Below are 16,781 nucleotides of genomic sequence, written 5' to 3'. Positions count from 1 at the left end.
ACGGCCATGGACCCCACCGCCGCCCTCGCCGCCCGGCTCGCGTCCAGCGTCATGGGCCCGCTGGTCAAGAAGCTCTTCCGGCAGGAGCCCGCCGGCGCGGGACTGGTCGACAGACCGGTACGGATATCCGCCCTGGTCTCCTTCCGGGGCGAGCTGCGCACCCTCGGCGAGAAGGACCTCCGCACCCTCGCCGCCGAACTGGTCACCCGCGCCGCACAGGCGTACGGACCCCACGAGGCCCCGCCCGCCGAGGTCCGCGAGGAACTCACCGACGCCCTCGCCCTCGCCCTGCACAGCCTCGGCGACGTCGACATGGACGACGTCCAGGCCGTCCGCCTCGGCCCGGAGGAATTCGCCGCCCGGCTCGCCCGCCCCACCGGCCTGTCTGCCGCCGCCGAGCCCTACTACGGCCCCCTCCTCCACACCGCCTCGCTCCACATCCTCACCTTCTTCACCCGGCGCTCCACCTTCGTCGCCCGCACCCTGGCCGAGCAGACCCGCACCCTCGACCGGCTCGTCACCCACCTCGACGTACTCCTCGAACGCCTCCCCTCCCGGCTCGCCGAGGACACCCGCTTCGAGCAGCGGTACGCCGAGCACATCGCACGCAAACACGGCGAGCTGACCATCTACGGCCTCGACCTCAACCAGGCCCGCGAATGGCGGCTCGACACCGCCTACGTCTCCCTCGAAGCCGTCGGCACCCACGACGCCGAACCCCTCCCGCTGCCCGCCGAAGCCGTCCTCGCCGGCCGGGACCGCGTACTGCTGCGCGGCGGCGCGGGCTCCGGCAAGACCACCCTCGTGCAGTGGCTCGCCGTCACCACCGCCCGCCAGCGGTACGAGGAGTTCGGCGAACACCTCACCCAACTCGTCGGCCGTGTCCCGTTCGTCCTGCCGCTGCGCCGCGTCGTACGCGACGGACTGCCGCCCACCCCCGGCGACTTCCTGCGCGCCGTCCGCAGCACCGTCGCGGGCGCGGAGCCCGACGGCTGGGCCGACCGGGTACTGAGCGCGGGCCGCGCCCTCGTCCTCGTCGACGGCATCGACGAGATCCCGCAGCGCGAACGCGAGGAGGCCCGCCGCTGGCTGCGCGACCTCATGGGCGACTTCCCCGGAAACCTCTGGGTCGTCACCGCCCGCCCCTCCGCCGTCGGCGAGGAGTGGCTCGCCGACCTCGGCTTCACCGAGCTGACGCTCTCCCCCATGACCCGCGACCACGTCACCCGCTTCGTCCGCCGCTGGCACACCGCCGCCGCAGCGGACGCCGAACTCGCCGACCGGCTCCTCACCTCCGTACGCACCAACCCCGACCTCGGCCGCCTCGCGGTCAACCCCCTGATGTGCGGGCTGCTCTGCGCCCTCCACCGCGAACGCCACGGCTTCCTCCCGCACAGCCGCAAGGACCTCTACGACGCGGCGCTCCGCATGCTGCTGGAGCGCCGCGACACCGAGCGCGGAGTCCTCGCCGACGACGATCTGAGGCTCTCCTCCGAGACCCAGATCCTGCTTCTCCAGAAACTCGCCCACTGGATGATCCGCAACGACAGCGCCGAGATGGACCGCTCCGACGCCCTCGCCCAGCTGGAACGCGCCCTCCTCCACATGTCCCACATCCAGTCCCCGCCCGAGCGCGTCCTGCGCCATCTCCTCGAACGCTCGGGGCTGCTGCGCGAACCGGCCGCCGGGCGCATCGACTTCGTCCACCGCACCTTCCAGGACTATCTGGGCGCGAAGGCCCTGATCGAGGAGGGGGACTTCCCGCTGCTGCTGAAGAACGCGGAGCGGGATCAGTGGGAGGACGTGGTGCGGATGGCGGTCGCGCTGGGGCGGCCGATGGAACGGGAGCGGATCCTTCAGGGGCTGATCGGGCAGGCCGAAAAGGACTTCGACGCCGAGGCCGACGGGCACTCGGTGCTGTCCATCCGGGGGATCCTGCTGGCCGCGAGCTGCCTGGAGCACGCCACCGAGGTCTCCCCGGACACCCGCCGCCGGGTCGTGAACCTCACCTCGCAGATGATCCCGCCGCCACAGGGATCATGGGCCCGAGCCCTCGCCGAGATGGGCGGGCCCTTGGTCCTCGGGCTGCTCCCCGGCCCCGGGGAAGTGACGGACGAGCAGGCCAAGAACGTCGTCATCACCGCCTCCCGCGTCAGCGCCGAGGGGGCGCTCCCCTTCCTTGTCCGCTTCCGCGACCATCCGTCGCTCGATGTGCGCCGACAGCTCTCCTGGGCCTGGAACCGCTTCGACACCCAGGAGTACGCGGACGAGATCATCGCTCACCTCGACGAGACGGACCTCTACTTCGCCGCCCACAACCCCGACCATCTGGACGCCTTGCAGGCCATGGGCGGACGGGAGCGGATTCAGACCGTCGGGGCGGATACCCTCCAGCACCTGATCCACAGCATCGACACCGACCGGCTGACCCATCTCTGGATCCGTGGGGTCACCATCGTCGGCCCCGCTGAGTGGCTCCGTGCCTTCCCCCGGCTGCGGACCCTCACCCTCCCCAGAACGCAGATGTTCGAGATGGGGATCCCACCGGGGATCAATGTCGAGATCGTTCCGGAGCGATACACGAAACCGAGGCGGGGCCCGGAAGGGGACTGACCCTGGGCATGGCCGAGCCCCCTCGGCCAGGACGGCGGACCGGTCGAGAGGGCTCTGTCAGGTGGTGCGCCGGATCCGCTGACGCGCCGGCTCTGCCGCGCACAGGATCCGGGTGGTTCGGCGCGGCACTCAGCCGAGGTCGAACGCGTCCATCTGGCTCACAAACACATTCCACGAGCCGGGGACGAAGGTGATGCTCGGGCCTGCCGGGACCTTGGAGTCACGGACCGAAATCGCCTGGCGGACCGGCGACTTCACCTCGACGCACGCACCGTTGCCTCCGGAGTACGAGGACTTGGTCCAGGTCTCCGTGGCTCCCTGAATGATGGCCATTTTTGCTCCGCTTCGGGCGAGTGGTTCTGAACTGCGCCAACGTTTTTGTTGACTCGAAGGACGCTACTCGCCACAACCGACCCATGAGGCCCGCGTTCACTCGGTCGGATGGCATATTCCAATGGACACCCCGCCGTGCCATGGCGGAGGTGTACCTTGCACCTCCCCCCTCCGCCACGGCCGCCGGGCGATTCTCACGGCTTGGTGTACCGCTTGGCGATGTTCTCGATGAACGCCCGCGTCTGCTCGACATTCAGCGCCTGGGCGCGCAGATGTTCGTACATCACGCTGTACTTGTGCACATCATTGGCCTTCTCCAGATACAGATCACTGGTGACGCCCTCGATATAGACGACGCTGGAATCCGTCGCGTCCGGGAACTCCAGGATCGCGTACTGACCGTTGATCCCTGGATGCGCTCCCATCTCGAACGGCAGCACCTGCACGGTGACATGCGGCAGCTGGGACAGCTCGATCAGATACTCCAGCTGCTCGCGCATCAGCTCCTTGCCGCCGACCACCCGGTGCAGCGCCGCCTCGTCGATCACCGCCCACAGCCGCAGCGGCTGCTCGCCCGCCTTGACCCGGTCCTGGCGGCGGATCCGCACGCTGACCCGCTTGTCGATGTCGGGGACGCCGCTCTCCGGCAGCGCGCCCGCGATCAGCGCCTCCGCGTAGGAACGCGTCTGCAACAGACCCGGCACCACCTGGGGTTCGTACACCCGAAGGCTCGCCGCGTCGGTCTCCAGACCGATGTAGACGCTGTACGGGATGTCGCCGAACGCGTGCCACCAGCCCTGCTGGCGGGAGTCCTTCGCCATCTGCATCAGCGAGTCCACGATGCGGTGGTCCTCGACCTCGTACACTCCGCAGAGATCGCGTACATCGCGCTGGCTGATGGAACGGCGGCCGTTCTCCAGGCGGCTGATCTTCGACTGGGAGACCAGGAGACGCTCCGCCACCTCTTCGGCCGTCATGCCTTTGAGTTCCCGGAGCCGGCGCAGCTCCAGGCCCAATCGGCGTCGCCTGACGGTGGGATTGACGTTGGACGCCACGGAAACTGCACCTCCGACTGCGTAGCTGAGCGTATCTACTGCTCAGCAGACTGCCACCAAACGGCACATGCGCGCTGCAAAATCACAACACGAGTCGCATTCGCGGCGGACGCGTCCGCCGTCGCTGTGGGTGAGGTCGCACGTTCGCGCGTTACATGGGAACGCGCGGGACAGCCTATGGCCGTCCCGCGCGTCATGTACGGCGAGTGAAAAGGCCGTTGGCACGGCCGGGGGGTGCGGTGTTCCGGCAGAGGGTTTTGGGATGCCGGTTTCCGCGCGGTGTTGCTCGGTACTGCTCGATATTGCTCTGTTGTTCTGGGTGGTACGGCTGTGCTCAGTGCGCGGCGACGCGGGCCATGCTTCCGCGGCGCGGCTGCATCGACACGGCTGCCTGACGGCCGCCGGCGGACGCGGAGGGGCTGCGGCGCGGCTGCGCCGCCACCCCGTTCTGGACATCCATCACGGCGTGCGCCACGAGTCCGCCCATGGGGTCGTGCCTGATCAGATCCCGCAGCCTGGACCGCGAGGAACGACCCTCGTTGCCCGGGTACAGGTGCTTGCCGAGTCCGACCGCGTGGGCCAGCGCGGCGAGCGCCGCGGTCCGCGGGTCCGGCGGTACGCCGGTGCGGATCGCGTTGTCCAGCCGGGCTCTGATGTCCCTGCTGATCGCCGTCTCCGTCGCCTGATAGCGCGTCGTAGGCAGCACCCCGCACATCTGGCCCGCCACGGCATGAACCATGCCGCACCGCTCCAGGTGCGCGAGATAGATCTGACGCAGCCCCAGCCGGGGCCCGCCGATCCAGTGGACGGCCCGGACCGGGCTGCCGCGTCTGCGCAACAGCTCCAGTGCGGAGTCCAGTGTCGGATCTCCTGTCGGCCGTGGCATCACCACGGCGATACGATCCCCGTCTGGGGCTATCCGTCCTGCCAGAGCCAGCTCTACTAGCTGGGCTCCGGCCAGGCCGAGGTCGAGCGACTGCGGCTGCGCTGTGGTACCCGTGGCCGGGTCCAGAGCGAGCAGCAGAAGCTCCTCCGGAATTGTTCTGCGGCTCCTGCCCATCCATGCCTCCCCGCGTGGATGAATGACAGGGTGACCCCTCTCACATTGGTCTGTCGAGAGCGCCTGTGGGCTTTGTGTGGGAACCGATGGGTATGTCGTTCTCGTCTACACACAGGGGCCGTGCTCTCACACAGGACACTGATAGATGGTTCGGACAACACGGGCCGCCGATATCCGGCGTCCCGCAGTGCGTCGTATGGCAACGGCGCATGACTCATGGAGGAGGCACGGTGGCGGGCGAGTCCCCCGACAGGTCGGAGCAGCGGAAGTCGTCGGGGGAGACGGCTTCAGGCGAACACGAACCGCGTGTCGCCGTGCTGGGCCGGGCGGGGTCATCGGGTGTGGATCAGCCGGCGGCGTCCTCCGGGGGAGGGCGGCCCGAACCGGGCACCGAGACCGGGTCGGTGGAGAAGGACAAGCAGCTCCGGTCCGCGGTCGCGGCGTGGGTCGCCTCGGCCGACGAGGAGCCGGGCGGCGACGGTGAGGGCTCGGACCCCGCCGACGAGACCGCCGCACTGCCCGAGACGGCGGCCGAGGAGACGGCGCTGCTGCCCGAGGTGAAGGTGGGGGCTCAGGCGAAGCCCGCCGACGCGGATGCCGAAGAGGACGCCGAGGACGCCGACGCCGACGCCGAGGACGGTGAGACCGTCGCTGTCGCCGCCGTGAAGGCCGACGCCGATGCGGACGCGGACGCCGACGATGCCCCCGACGCGGACAAGGCGTCCGGCGAGGCCCCGGCCCCGGCCCCGAAGAAGGAGCCGGTCAAGGAGCCGGCCAAGGCTCCCGTCAAGGCCGCGGTCGAAACCCCGGCCAAGGACGCGGACAAGGCGGACAAAGACGCCGACGCCGACAAGGCCGACGACAAGGCCGACGACAAGGCTGACGACAAGGCCGACGACGAGGTCGACCACCCCACCACGGCCTTCAAAGCGATCACCAAGCCCAGGCCCAAGTCCGAGCCCGCCGACGACAGCCCCACCCGGGCGCTGAAGATCCCGCCGGCCCCGCGCACCGAGTCCGCCCCGGCCCGGAAGACCCCGGCGGGGCGGCCCAGCACCTTCGTACCGCTGCGCGGTGACGACGAGGTGCGGACGGCGTCCTGGGGCCGCAAGGAGACCCCGGCCGCCGCCCCCTCCGAGGACCGGACCCAGGGCCCCGCGAGCCCTGCGAGCCCCGCCGGTCCCGCGGGACTCACCGGCCTCGCGGAGGCCGAGCGGACCAGCCAGCAGCCGCTGCCGCCGCAGCCCCCGCTGGATCTGCTCGCCCAGCTGACGAACACTCCGGACACCCCGGTCCGCTCGGCGCTGCGCCGGGTCAAGATCTGGACGCCGCTGGTGCTGCTCGTGCTGGTCGCCTTCGCGGTCGTGCAGGTGATGCGCCCGCTGCCCGAGCCCCGGATGACGCTCTCCGTGGACCCGTCCTTCACCTTCGAGGGCGGCAAGCTCGGTCTGCCGTTCCCGGGCGAGGGCCAGGGCGCGGTGGAGGTCGAGGGCGTCGGCATGGTCGCCACGTACGGCGCGCAGAAGCCCGCGCCGATCGCGAGCGTCACCAAGACGATGACGGCGTATCTGATCCTCAAGAACCATCCCCTCACCGGCAAGCAGGTCGGGGAGAAGATCACCATCGACCGGCGCGCGGACGAGGAGTACGAGAAGGGCGAGGACATAGAGTCCGTCGAGCCCGTCGAGGAGGGTCAGGAGTACACCCAGCGGGAGATGCTGGAGATGCTGATGATCTCCTCCGCGAACAATGTGGCGCGGCTGCTCGCCCGCTGGGACGCGGGGTCCGAGAAGGCGTTCGTGGCGAAGATGAACGCCGCCGCCAAGGAGCTCGGAATGAAGGACACGGTCTACACCGACCCGAGCGGTCTGTCGAAGACCACCGTCTCCACCCCGCAGGACCAGCTCAAACTGGCCAAGGCCGCGATGAAGAACGACGTCTTCCGCTCGATAGTCGACACCCCGCACGTCGAGATCCCCACCCTCGGCAAGACGATCTACAACGGCAATGGCCGGGCGCTGCTGAAGGCCGGCATCGGCGGCATCAAGACCGGCTCCTCCACCCCGGCCGGCGGCAATCTCCTCTGGGCGGCCCAGGTGCCGGTCGATGGCAAGGACCGCCGCATCCTGGGGGTCACCCTGGGCATCCAGGACGCCCCGAACCTGACGGCCAAGGTGGAGCTGGCGGTCACCCACAGCATTCGGGTCATCGAGAAGGCCCAGGACGGTCTGACCTCCACCACCGTGGTCAGGAAGGGCGATGTCGTCGGCCGGATCGACAACGGTCTCGGCGGGGTCACCCCGGTCGTCGCCACCAAGGATCTGAAGGCCGTCGGCTGGGCCGGTCACGAGGTCAGGCTGACCATCGACGGCGGCGGCGAGACGGTCCCGGGCAGCGGAGCGGCCGGGGACGAGGTCGGCCGTGTCTCCGTCGGCACCGGCCCCGGTCTGGTCTCCGCGCCGGTCGCGCTCCAGCGGGACATGGCGGAGCCCGGCTTCACCGAGAAGCTGACCCGGGTCGGCTGACGAGGCTGACCCGGCCCGCTCCTCCGAGCGGTGACACCGGCCCGGTTCCGGCCGGGCACGAGGGCGTCCCGGATCCCCGGGACGCCCTCGTGTTAGCGTCCGGGCAACTGAAGAGTGCCCCAACACGTCCTAGAGGGCGGCGGCGCACGGCACCGATCGAACCCACACCCACACCCATCACCGACACCCGCCCGGCGGCATGACCAGCACCTGGACGGGAAGACGGGGAGAGAGTCGCAGTGAGCACCGCTGAGCCGGTCCGGACGGACGGCCACAGCACCCGTACGGGCCCGCGCCCCGGCCCGTCCTCCGCCGGCTCGGACCCCGGGGACGGGGGACGCGGCCGTGCGCGCGAGGTCGCCGCCGACCTCCGGGACCGGGCCACCCGCCGTCCCGTGCTGGTCACGACGGTGGCAGCGGCGCTCACCCATGTGCTCTGGTTCCTCTTCGTCGCCAACAGCGGGGGCGATCTCGCGGCCCAGGACGCCTGGACCGAGTTCGTCGGCCGCCATCCCGACTCGGCGTACAACCTCGCCTGGTACGGCGGGATGCACCCCGTCTCGTACAGCGTCGTCTCGCCGTATCTGATGTCCGTGATCGGCGTCCGGCCGACCATGATGCTCGCGGGCACGGCCTCGGCCGCCCTGACCGCGCTGATCCTGGTCCGGATACGGGCCGTGCGGAATCCGCTCGCCTGCTCGCTCGCCGGGGTCTTCGCCTTCCTCTGCAACGCGCTCTCCGGCCGGGTCACCTTCGGCCTCGGCATGATGTTCGCGGTGGGCGCGGTCGCGGCCTTCTTCTGCTGGCCCGCTCTCTGGCTCCACAAGCGCTGGGCCAAGGCCGCGGTGGCCGCCGTCCTCGCGGCGCTCGCCACGGCCTCCAGCCCGGTCGCCGGACTCTTCGTCGGCGTGGTGGCCGCCGCGCTCTTCCTCACCGGGCGCAGGCCGGGGGCGTACGTCCTGGGCCTGCCCCCGGTCGCGGTCGTGGCGCTCTCCTCCTGGCTGTTCCCCTTCTCCGGGACCCAGCCGATGTCCTTCGGGTCGACCTCGCTGCCCCTCGTCTTCGGCATCGCGGTCCTCCTGCTGGTGCCGAAGGAGTGGCGCACGGTCCGGGTCGGGGCCGCCTTCTACTCCGTCGCGACCCTGCTGACCTGGGTCATCGACTCCCAGATCGGCTCGAACATCTCGCGGATGCCGATGCTCTTCGCCGGGGTGGCGCTGCTGGCCGCCCTGCCGTACACCGTGCGCCGCTCCCGGAAGTGGTACGCGCTCGTCCTCGCCTTCGCGGGGCTCAACTTCTGGATCGGCTTCAAGGCCGTGGACGACATCGTGCGGACGGCCCCCACGGCGTCCTGGACGTTCGAGCTGGCCCCGCTGGTCGACAAGCTCCAGGACGTCAAGGCCGAGCGCGGCCGGGTCGAGGTGGTCCCCGCGAGCAGCCATCGGGAGGCGTCCGCGCTTTCGCCGTACTTCCATCTGGCCCGTGGCTGGAACCGCCAGGCCGACATGGAGCGGAACCCGATCTTCTACGACAAGGAGACCCCGCTGAACTCCGCCGACTACCGGGTCTGGCTGGACCGGTGGGCGGTGCACTACGTCGTCCTGCCGGAGGGTCCGCCGGACACGGGCGGGCGCGAGGAGGCGGCGCTGGTGAGCCAGGGGCTGCCGTATCTGGAACGGATCTGGTCCGACGAGAACTGGCAGCTCTTCGCGGTCCGCGACCCCCAGCCGATGGCCGATCCGCCCGCCGTCGTCCAGCGGGCCGCCGCCGATCAGGTGCGGATCAAGGTGGACAAGCCGGGCAAGGTCATGATCCGTGTGCCGTACTCGCCCTGGCTGGGCCTGGTGGACGCGGACGGCGAGAAGGTGCGCGTACCGGAGGAGACGGAGGAGTCCAGGCTCCGCGAGGAGAGCGAGCCGAGATCCTTCGTGAACCTGGACGGCTGCCTCCTCAAGGCCGAGGAGGACGCGCAGGGCGACGAGTGGACCGAACTGGTCGCGCCCAGGGCCGGGGAGTACCGGCTGGCGGCCCCGTACGGCATCTCGCGCGGGACCCCCTGCCCCGAGGAGCTGCGCGGCCCCTGAGGCCGCCGTGCTCCCCGGGGGCGGTGGTGTCACCCGGACGCGGGGCCCGTTTCACTCTCCCGCTCCGTGGGGCGCGCGGGGCCGCCGGCACTCGCCAACGCTGAGGACCGACAGCCTTCCCCCAGCAGAAACGAGCCAGCCATGGCTGTGTCCTCCCTGCCCTCCTCCTCCGCCTCCGGCCCCGGCCCCGGCCCAGGTTCCGGCTCCCCGGGGCCGCGCCGCCGCGGACTCTCCCGTACGGGCGCGCTCGCCCTCGTCGCGACCGCCGCCCTGTTCGCGGCCGGCCCCGCCGTCGCCGGCCCCGAGGACCAGGAAACCCCCGAAGGCACCGGCGAGCGGGTCCGGCCGACGGTGGTCCTGGTGCACGGCGCGTTCGCCGACGCCTCCGGCTGGAACGACGTGGTGGAGCGGCTCCAGCACCGCGGCTACAAGGTGGTGGCCCCGCCGAACCCGCTGCGCGGCGTCAGCAACGACTCGACGTACGTGGCCTCGGTCCTGAAGTCGATCGAGGGCCCGATCGTGCTCGCCGGGCACTCCTACGGCGGCGCGGTCATCAGCCAGGCGGCGGCCGGGAACCCCAACGTCAAGGCGCTGGTGTACGTCTCGGCCTTCATGCCGGACGTGGGCGAGTCCCCCGAGGGGCTGTCGTCCAAGTTCCCGGGCAGCGAGCTGGCACCGGCCCTGAACCCCGTCCCGTACACCGATGCCAACGGCAGCGGCACCGACCTCTACATCAAGACGGACAAGTTCCACGCCGTCTTCGCCGCCGACCTCCCCGAGGAGCAGACCCGGGTGATGGCGGCCGAACAGCGGCCGGTCGCGGCGGCCGGATTCGCCGAGGAGGCGACGGCGGCGGCCTGGAAGACCATCCCGTCCTGGTTCGTCGTGTCGAAGAACGACAAGGCCATCGCCCCCGACCTGGAGCGCTTCGAGGCCGAACGGGCCGGCTCGCGCACCGTCGAGATCGAGTCCTCGCACGTGTCGATGATGTCCCACCCCGATCTGGTGACGCGGGTCATCCAGGACGCGGCGCGGTCCGAGGTCCCGTAGCAGCACGGAGGGGGTACGGGGAGCTTTCCCCGTACCCCTCCGTACCGCCACTCCGCTGCTCCGCTACTCCGCTACTCCGAGCGGAGACCGTCCGGGCGCATCATCCGCCACAGCGGCGGCAGGCTCAGCAGCGTGATCAGCAGGATCAGCCCGGCCCCGACCCCGATGATCGGCAGGAACACCAGCCAGTCCGTCGCGATCGTTCCCACCATCAGCAGCAGCACCTGGCCGAGAAGCATCCCTCCGACCGTCGCGAGCACCAGCCCGAGACCGATCGGCACGGCCGTCTGCCACAGCACCGACCAGCAGAGCGTGGAGCGCCGGGCGCCGAAGGCCATCAGCACCGCCAGCAGCCGCTTGCGGTCCCGGAGCTGTTCCAATGTGGTGACCAGCAGGGAGACCGCGATCAGCGCCATCGTCGCCGTCGCACCGACGAGGAGACCGGTCTTGATGCCGGCGAACTTGGCGTTCACCTCGTTCAGCTCGATCTCCCGCACGATGGTCCGCTGGGGCGGCGGGGCCAGCTCGGCCACCGCGTTCCTCGCGTGCTCCATGGCGTTCGGCGTCGTGAAGTCGAGCCGGAGCATGGCCGTGGCCCAGGGCTTCGACAGCTTTGCCAGCTCCACGGCGGAGGGGGTGGCCAGCACTCCGCCCGTCCGCTCGCCGGACGGGTCGATGAGAGCCTTCACCCTCTTGGCGTCGGCGGGGATCTGCCACGCCAGCTGCTCACCGGCATCGCCGTGGTTCCGGTTGCCGCCCAGCGAGAGCTTCTGCCCGGCACGCGGGTAGTACGTGTACTGGTCGTATTTGTCGACCTTGTCGACGGTGAAGACATCGCCGTCCTCGCAGGACGGCAGCTTCGCCAGCTGCCGCAGCGACGCGCAGTCGCCGACCGTGAGAGCCGTGAAGAGGAACTCCTCCTCGCCCGCCGGCTTCGGCCCCGTCTGGTTGGCCGTCGACTCCACGATCCCGACCAGCCCGGCGACGCCCCTGGAGTCCGCGTACTGCCCGAGCTTGGCGCGTGCCTCGGCCCCGTCCCGGACCTGCGAGGACACATGGAGATGGGCCTGCTCGGTGTCCGCCCCGGTCGGCGTGATGAAGTTGCCCTCCACCGAGCTGAAGAGCGTCTGAAGCGCGATGGCCCCGGCCGCCGCGACCACGATGCCGCTGATCGCGCGGGCCGCCGTACCGCTGCTGAGCTGGAGCCGGCGCGTCGCCAGCTGCCAGGCGACCGGCCCGCCGTCCAGCCGTTTCACCACGGCCTCGACCAGCCAGGGCAGCAGCGCGGTGATCCCCACCAGCACCATCAGCGCGCCCGCGCCGATCAGCAGCGAGTTGATCGAGGTGCCGCCCATCGAGATCGAGCCCGTCTGCGTCAGCAGCAGCACCAGGCCGAGCACCGGCATCAGCACCCGCCACCACACCTTGCGGGTGCGCGGCGTGCTGTTCCGTACGACACCGAGCGGCTCGATCGACACCGAACGCAGGGTGAAGAGCGTGACCAGGATCGCGGCGGCCGGCACGGCGACGGCGATCAGCGTGATCAGCGCCGGGGCCGGAGAGAGATCGGAGGGGAACGCCGCGATGTCCCAGACCGTCACCGCGCTCGCCCAGTGGCGGGCGAGCGCGAACAGCCCACCGCCCACCAGCAGACCGAGCAGCGCCCCGCACAGCGACTCGCCCGCGGCGATCCTGTTCGCCATCGACCGGTCCGCGCCGACCAGCCGCAGCGCCGCCAGCCGGCGGTCGCGCTGCTCGCCGCCGAAGCGCACGGCGGTGGAGATGAAGACCGCGACCGGCAGCAGCAGGGCGATGAAGGCGATCAGGACGATCAGCAGCAGTATCCCGTTGAGCGGCTCGCTGAAGCGGGGCCCGCCGCCGAAGCCCTCGGAGCGCCCGCCCGCGCCGGCCTCCGTGAGAGAGGAAGTGCCCGCGTAATAGGCCAGCTCGTTCGGCCCGGTCAGACCGGTGTCCCCGATCGTGGCCGTGACCTTGTACGGCAGCCGGTCCTTCAGCAGCGCCCCCTCGGGAGCGGACAGCAGCTCGGCGAGAGCGGGGGAGACCGCCATCTCGCCCGGCTTCGGCAGCTCCGTCAGACCGGGCGGGGCCGCGATGTCGCCCTTGCCCTCCGCCTGAAGGAGCATGCCGGTCACCGTCGTGTCGCGGTAGACCGTGTTGTTGGGGAAGTAGAGGAACGAGCGGTCCGACGCCTTCTCGGAGTCGTACTTCGCGATCTGACGGGCGTCCCCGCGCCCGTCACGGTTCTCCAGCATCTGCGGGATCGACGAGGCGACCAACAGCATCGCCACGCCCAGCCCCACGCCGAAGGCGGTCAGAGCCGTGCGTATCCAGCCACGCCGGCCGCCGGTGACGGCGAACCGCAGACCCAGCGCCAGCTCCCTGGCCCAGCCCCGGATCCCGCCCGCGCCGTCGGTATCGGTCTCGGTGACCATGACGACAGGGGGTTTCGTGAGCTGACTCATACCGTGCCTGCCATGTCTCGAACCTTGCCGTCACGCACAACGATTTCCCTGTCCGAGTATGCGGCCACCCTGGCCTCGTGCGTCACCAGGACGACCGCCGCGTCGGTCTCCCGCGACGCGTCCGTCAGCAGCTGCATCACCCGTTCCCCATTGAGCGAGTCCAGCGCCCCCGTCGGCTCATCCGCGAAAATCACCCTCGGCGACGTCACCAGCGCCCGCGCCACCGCGACCCGCTGCCCCTGCCCGCCCGAGACCTCCCCCGGCCGCTTGTCCCCCACCTCGGCCACCTCCAGCCGCTCCATCCACTCCAGCGCGGCCCGCTGCGCCTCCTTCCGCCCGATCCCCGCCAGCCGCAGCGGCAGCGCCACATTCTCCGTACACGTCAGCTCCGGCACCAGCTGCCCGAACTGGAACACAAAACCGAACTCCGACCGCCGCAGCGCACTGCGACGCGCGTCCGACATCGTTGCCAAATCCTGACCGCCGTAGCCGATCGACCCCGAGTCCGGGGAGATGATCCCGGCCAGGCAGTGCAACAGCGTCGACTTCCCCGACCCCGACGGCCCCATCACGGCGACGACCTCACCCGCGCGAACGGAGAAGGACGCCCCGTCGAGGGCGGGTGTGGGGCCGTAGACCTTCCGCAGATCCTGGGCCCAGAGAAGAGAACCGGGGTACGCGCTCACGCGCCGACCTCCTTAGCGAGCCGGTCGAGACGCGCGGCTGTCAGCTCCAGCCAGCGCAGATCGGCTTCCATATGAAACAGGGCGTGGTCGCAGATGAGCTGATCAGCGAAATCGCCGCCGCGTTTGCGGTCGGTCAGTATGCGCATCATCCGCAGATGTTCGGCCCGCTGCGTATCCAGCAGGCCTGCCGCACTCCGCCCCGTGACCAGGGCGAGCACGACCTTCGTATAAAGCGTCGACTGCAGATACGGCTGCGGCTTCTCCGGCCGCCCCAGCCACTGCCCGACATCACTGATCCCAGCCTCAGTGATCGCGTACCGCTTCCGCTCCGGCCCGCCACCACCCGACTCCACACCATCGATCGCCACCAGCCCACTCTTGAGCAGCCGCGACATCGTCGCGTAGATCTGCCCGTAGTGGACCGGCCGGTCATGGCCGAACTTCTCGTCGAAGGCGCGCTTGAGGTCATAGCCGTGGCGCGGCCCGGACTCCAGGAGCCCGAGCAGTGTGTGACCCATGGACATGCCGAGGACTATACACACCGCGTATACATGGTGTGTATAGCCGCCTCGGGCGGGGCTTCGGGGGTTTCGGGGCTCGGGAGGCGGCTACCCCGCTTCCGGGTCGCTCCGTCGGCAGGGCTCGGAGCCCTGCCGGGAGGCGGTCATCGGCCTCGACGCACCGAGCCGGTCGGTCGCGCCTGCGTCAACACTCGGAGTCCGGCCACTGCCGGTGGCAGCGAATGCGCACTCCACCGCACACCGCCTGGCAGCCGCACGCGCCCACCGGCCAGGATCGGAGTAGATGACCGCGCCCGCGCACACTCCCGTCGCGGAAGGGATGCCTCCATGCCTCTCGCCGTTCTCCTGGTCGGCCTCACCGGCTCCGGCAAGACCACCGTCGCCCAGTTCCTCGCCGGCCACGGTTTCGTCCGGTTGTCCGTGGACGAGGAGGTGCACCGCCGCCACGGCCGGTACGGCGTGGACTACCCCGAGCACACCTACTTCGAGCGTGAGCGACCCGCCGTCGAGGCGATCCGGGAGCGCTTCGTGAAGGAACTCCGGGCCGGCGTTGACGTCGTCCTCGATCACGGACTGTGGCGGCGCACCGATCGGGACGCCTGGCGACAGGCCGCCCGTGAAGCGGGCGGCCATCCCGTCGTCGTCCACCTCCCCGCAGGCCGCGACGAACTGCTACGGCGCCTGGCCGAACGCAACCGGCGCGAGGACGCCAACGCCCTCACCGTCACCCCCGAAGCCCTCGACGACTTCTTCGCCCGCTTCGATGTCCCGGCCGAGGACGAGGAGGTCATCGTCCACACCGGAGACCATGACGCACTCCTGGCAGCGCTCGCCGCAGTCGGGCGTGGTCAGGGCTGACTTCCCCCGGCTGCCCGTGTGCGGCCTGTCGGATGGGTGCTGTTGATCATGGCCATTGATGTCAGCTGCGGATGTCGAAGGCCCCCAGCCATGATCGGCTGGGGGCCTTCTCGCATGTGTCCCGACAGGATCCGAACCTGCGACACCCGCTTGAGGAGATTCCTCAGGATGAGGCTGTGAACTGCGGAAACGTTGGCCGCGGCGTGTCAGGCCCGGGAAGGCACCCCTCTGTAGTCCTCACGTCTTCACGGTTCTTCCCGTTCCCGTGTGTGCGGAATGCGTGTCGGCGGATGCTGTCCGGCGACGCCAAGGCGTTGCTCGGGTGGACGATCGGCGTGAGGCGTGGGCGGCGTCTCGTCAGACCTTCTCAATTCGCACGGAGTGTCCCTCAAGGAGCTGATTCATGTCGTCCGTATCGGAGGTGAAGACGGTTGCCTGAGCTCCCTGCGCCGCTTCCCGTCCGGCCACAGCCGCCAGAATGGCGTCGATGGCGTACTTGTGCCCCTGCGGGCCGGCCGTTCGCGCGCCATGGCGATCACTTGGTCGTCGGTGTGCACGACGCGGATCCGGGACAGGGTCCAGTTCCACAGTGCCTGCCTCGACTTTTCGCGAGGGTCCCATGCTTCCAGAATCGTGAGCGCCGAGGTGACGATCGGGATGTCCAGCCGGGGAGCCGCCTTGATCAGCGCGGTCATCTCCCGGTCGCCTTGAACTGCCTGGGAGAGAGCCTCGGAGCCGAATGCGAAGACGCGCTGTCGCGGCCGGTGCAGCTTCGCTCGGGCGGTGGAACTCACGCGCCCACGTCCGGACTCGCTCGCTGCTCGTCATGCCGGCCGTCGATGGCGGCGATACGGTCCAGCGCCGCTTGCTGCTCCTCGTCCGTCACGTCGCCGTGCTCTTCCACGAGACGTTCGGCCAACTCGCGCAGTCGGTTCATGGCGTCCTGAAGAGCGGCGGCGGCTGCGATGTAGCCGGATACTCCGCGCGTGTCGACGCGCGCCTTGATCGATTCCACCAGCTCTTCCGGCGCGTGCACGGGGATGTGGACTCTTCGTGGACTCCAGACATGAGGAAGGCCCCCCGTCCGAATCGAACGAGGGGCCTGGAACTCCCTTACCTGCGGCGCAGGTGGTGCCCCCGGCAGGATTCGAACCTGCGACACCCGCTTTAGGAGATTTCTCGGGGCAGGGTCCTGACCTGCGAAAACGCCACCATGCCTGTGCTTGGCCCGGCGAAACGCGTCTCGGAGGTTCCTGCCTGTTCTCAGGGTTTCCCGGCTTCATGTGTGCCGAATCCGTTCTGGGCTGGCCACGAGGTGGGCTGCTTCTTCCAGCTGGTCAGCACGGTGCAGCGAGTCACTTGATCCGGTTCTTGTCACCCTGTAACGGGCAGTCCGCTCACGCATTGCTTCGGATTCGCCTTCGGTGGAACCTGATGCACGGGCTCTGAACAGGGAGCGAGCTGTTGGCAACTGCAGCCGTTGGCCGTTCTCGGACGGCCCGGCTGAAGGCCC

Annotated in this window: 13 protein-coding genes; 5 read left to right on the top strand and 8 right to left on the bottom strand. The window is 70.0% G+C overall.

What is annotated here, in order from left to right; all coding sequences use genetic code 11:
• Positions 1–6 precede the first annotated feature (6 nt).
• A complete protein-coding gene (locus tag ABD371_RS01225; RefSeq protein ID WP_344471635.1) occupies positions 7–2,613 on the top strand; it encodes an NACHT domain-containing protein in 2,607 nt (868 codons plus the stop codon).
• A 129-nt stretch (positions 2,614–2,742) separates the two neighbouring features.
• Here ABD371_RS01225 and ABD371_RS01220 read toward each other — a convergent pair whose 3' ends face one another.
• The 3 genes from ABD371_RS01220 to ABD371_RS01210 all read right to left on the bottom strand — a co-directional run bounded on the left by ABD371_RS01220 (position 2,743) and on the right by ABD371_RS01210 (position 5,061).
• Positions 2,743–2,946 carry a DUF397 domain-containing protein gene (locus ABD371_RS01220; RefSeq protein WP_190122399.1) on the bottom strand — a complete coding sequence of 68 codons (204 nt, stop codon included), beginning with the start codon at positions 2,944–2,946 and terminating at the stop codon, positions 2,743–2,745.
• Between the two features lie 194 nt (positions 2,947–3,140).
• A complete protein-coding gene (locus ABD371_RS01215; protein WP_190122398.1) occupies positions 3,141–4,001 on the bottom strand; it encodes a helix-turn-helix domain-containing protein in 861 nt (286 codons plus the stop codon).
• A 334-nt stretch (positions 4,002–4,335) separates the two neighbouring features.
• Complete coding sequence (locus ABD371_RS01210; protein ID WP_190122397.1) at positions 4,336–5,061, bottom strand: GOLPH3/VPS74 family protein; 726 nt, start codon at positions 5,059–5,061, stop codon at positions 4,336–4,338.
• Positions 5,062–5,270: 209 nt separating this feature from the next.
• On the opposite strand from ABD371_RS01210, the gene ABD371_RS01205 reads away from it, so the two are divergent.
• From ABD371_RS01205 to ABD371_RS01195, 3 genes are all read left to right on the top strand, one after another.
• Entirely contained in the window at positions 5,271–7,586 is a 2,316-nt protein-coding gene (locus ABD371_RS01205) for a D-alanyl-D-alanine carboxypeptidase family protein (RefSeq protein ID WP_344471629.1), read from the top strand.
• Between the two features lie 239 nt (positions 7,587–7,825).
• Positions 7,826–9,670, top strand: a complete 1,845-nt coding sequence (locus ABD371_RS01200; RefSeq protein WP_344471627.1) for an MFS transporter — start codon at positions 7,826–7,828, stop codon at positions 9,668–9,670.
• 141 nt (positions 9,671–9,811) lie between these two features.
• Positions 9,812–10,720, top strand: coding sequence for an alpha/beta fold hydrolase (locus ABD371_RS01195; protein WP_344471625.1), 909 nt, complete (start codon positions 9,812–9,814; stop codon positions 10,718–10,720).
• 71 nt (positions 10,721–10,791) lie between these two features.
• Here the strand turns inward: ABD371_RS01195 and ABD371_RS01190 are convergent, their stop codons facing one another.
• Genes ABD371_RS01190 through ABD371_RS01180 form a run of 3 tightly spaced genes read right to left on the bottom strand, consistent with a single transcriptional unit; the run spans position 10,792 to position 14,413 of the window.
• Positions 10,792–13,203: an ABC transporter permease gene (locus tag ABD371_RS01190; protein ID WP_344471623.1), complete on the bottom strand. Its 2,412-nt coding sequence runs from the start codon at positions 13,201–13,203 to the stop codon at positions 10,792–10,794.
• Positions 13,200–13,889: an ABC transporter ATP-binding protein gene (locus ABD371_RS01185; protein ID WP_344471621.1), complete on the bottom strand. Its 690-nt coding sequence runs from the start codon at positions 13,887–13,889 to the stop codon at positions 13,200–13,202. The genes ABD371_RS01190 and ABD371_RS01185 overlap by 4 nt, the downstream gene beginning before the upstream one ends.
• On the bottom strand, positions 13,886–14,413 hold the full coding sequence (locus ABD371_RS01180) for a PadR family transcriptional regulator (RefSeq protein WP_190122393.1): 528 nt from the start codon (positions 14,411–14,413) through the stop codon (positions 13,886–13,888). Before ABD371_RS01180 ends, ABD371_RS01185 begins: the two co-directional genes overlap by 4 nt.
• 324 nt (positions 14,414–14,737) lie before the next feature.
• Here ABD371_RS01180 and ABD371_RS01175 point away from each other — a divergent pair, with 324 nt between their 5' ends.
• Entirely contained in the window at positions 14,738–15,268 is a 531-nt protein-coding gene (locus ABD371_RS01175) for a P-loop nucleotide/nucleoside kinase family protein (protein WP_344471611.1), read from the top strand.
• A 401-nt stretch (positions 15,269–15,669) separates the two neighbouring features.
• On the opposite strand, the gene ABD371_RS01170 is transcribed toward ABD371_RS01175, so the two are convergent.
• Entirely contained in the window at positions 15,670–15,963 is a 294-nt protein-coding gene (locus tag ABD371_RS01170) for a hypothetical protein (protein ID WP_344471609.1), read from the bottom strand.
• A 95-nt stretch (positions 15,964–16,058) separates the two neighbouring features.
• On the bottom strand, positions 16,059–16,304 hold the full coding sequence (locus ABD371_RS01165) for a hypothetical protein (protein WP_344471607.1): 246 nt from the start codon (positions 16,302–16,304) through the stop codon (positions 16,059–16,061).
• Positions 16,305–16,781: the final 477 nt, after the last annotated feature.

This window comes from Streptomyces amakusaensis (assembly GCF_039532665.1).
GTDB classification, from domain to species: domain Bacteria; phylum Actinomycetota; class Actinomycetes; order Streptomycetales; family Streptomycetaceae; genus Streptomyces; species Streptomyces amakusaensis.
The sequence above is the reverse complement of the archived record's forward strand: the minus strand, read 5'-3'. Positions and strand labels throughout refer to the sequence as shown.

Excerpts from the sequence above, each read along its gene's own strand:
- ABD371_RS01190 (WP_344471623.1), bottom strand. The coding sequence starts at position 13,203 with ATGAGTCAGCTCACGAAACCCCCTGTCGTCATGGTCACCGAGACCGAT.
- ABD371_RS01170 (WP_344471609.1), bottom strand. The coding sequence starts at position 15,963 with ATGACCGCGCTGATCAAGGCGGCTCCCCGGCTGGACATCCCGATCGTC.
- ABD371_RS01175 (WP_344471611.1), top strand. The coding sequence starts at position 14,738 with ATGCCTCTCGCCGTTCTCCTGGTCGGCCTCACCGGCTCCGGCAAGACC.
- ABD371_RS01180 (WP_190122393.1), bottom strand. The coding sequence starts at position 14,413 with ATGTCCATGGGTCACACACTGCTCGGGCTCCTGGAGTCCGGGCCGCGC.
- ABD371_RS01210 (WP_190122397.1), bottom strand. The coding sequence starts at position 5,061 with ATGGGCAGGAGCCGCAGAACAATTCCGGAGGAGCTTCTGCTGCTCGCT.
- ABD371_RS01205 (WP_344471629.1), top strand. The coding sequence starts at position 5,271 with ATGACTCATGGAGGAGGCACGGTGGCGGGCGAGTCCCCCGACAGGTCG.
- ABD371_RS01220 (WP_190122399.1), bottom strand. The coding sequence starts at position 2,946 with ATGGCCATCATTCAGGGAGCCACGGAGACCTGGACCAAGTCCTCGTAC.
- ABD371_RS01195 (WP_344471625.1), top strand. The coding sequence starts at position 9,812 with ATGGCTGTGTCCTCCCTGCCCTCCTCCTCCGCCTCCGGCCCCGGCCCC.
- ABD371_RS01225 (WP_344471635.1), top strand. The coding sequence starts at position 7 with ATGGACCCCACCGCCGCCCTCGCCGCCCGGCTCGCGTCCAGCGTCATG.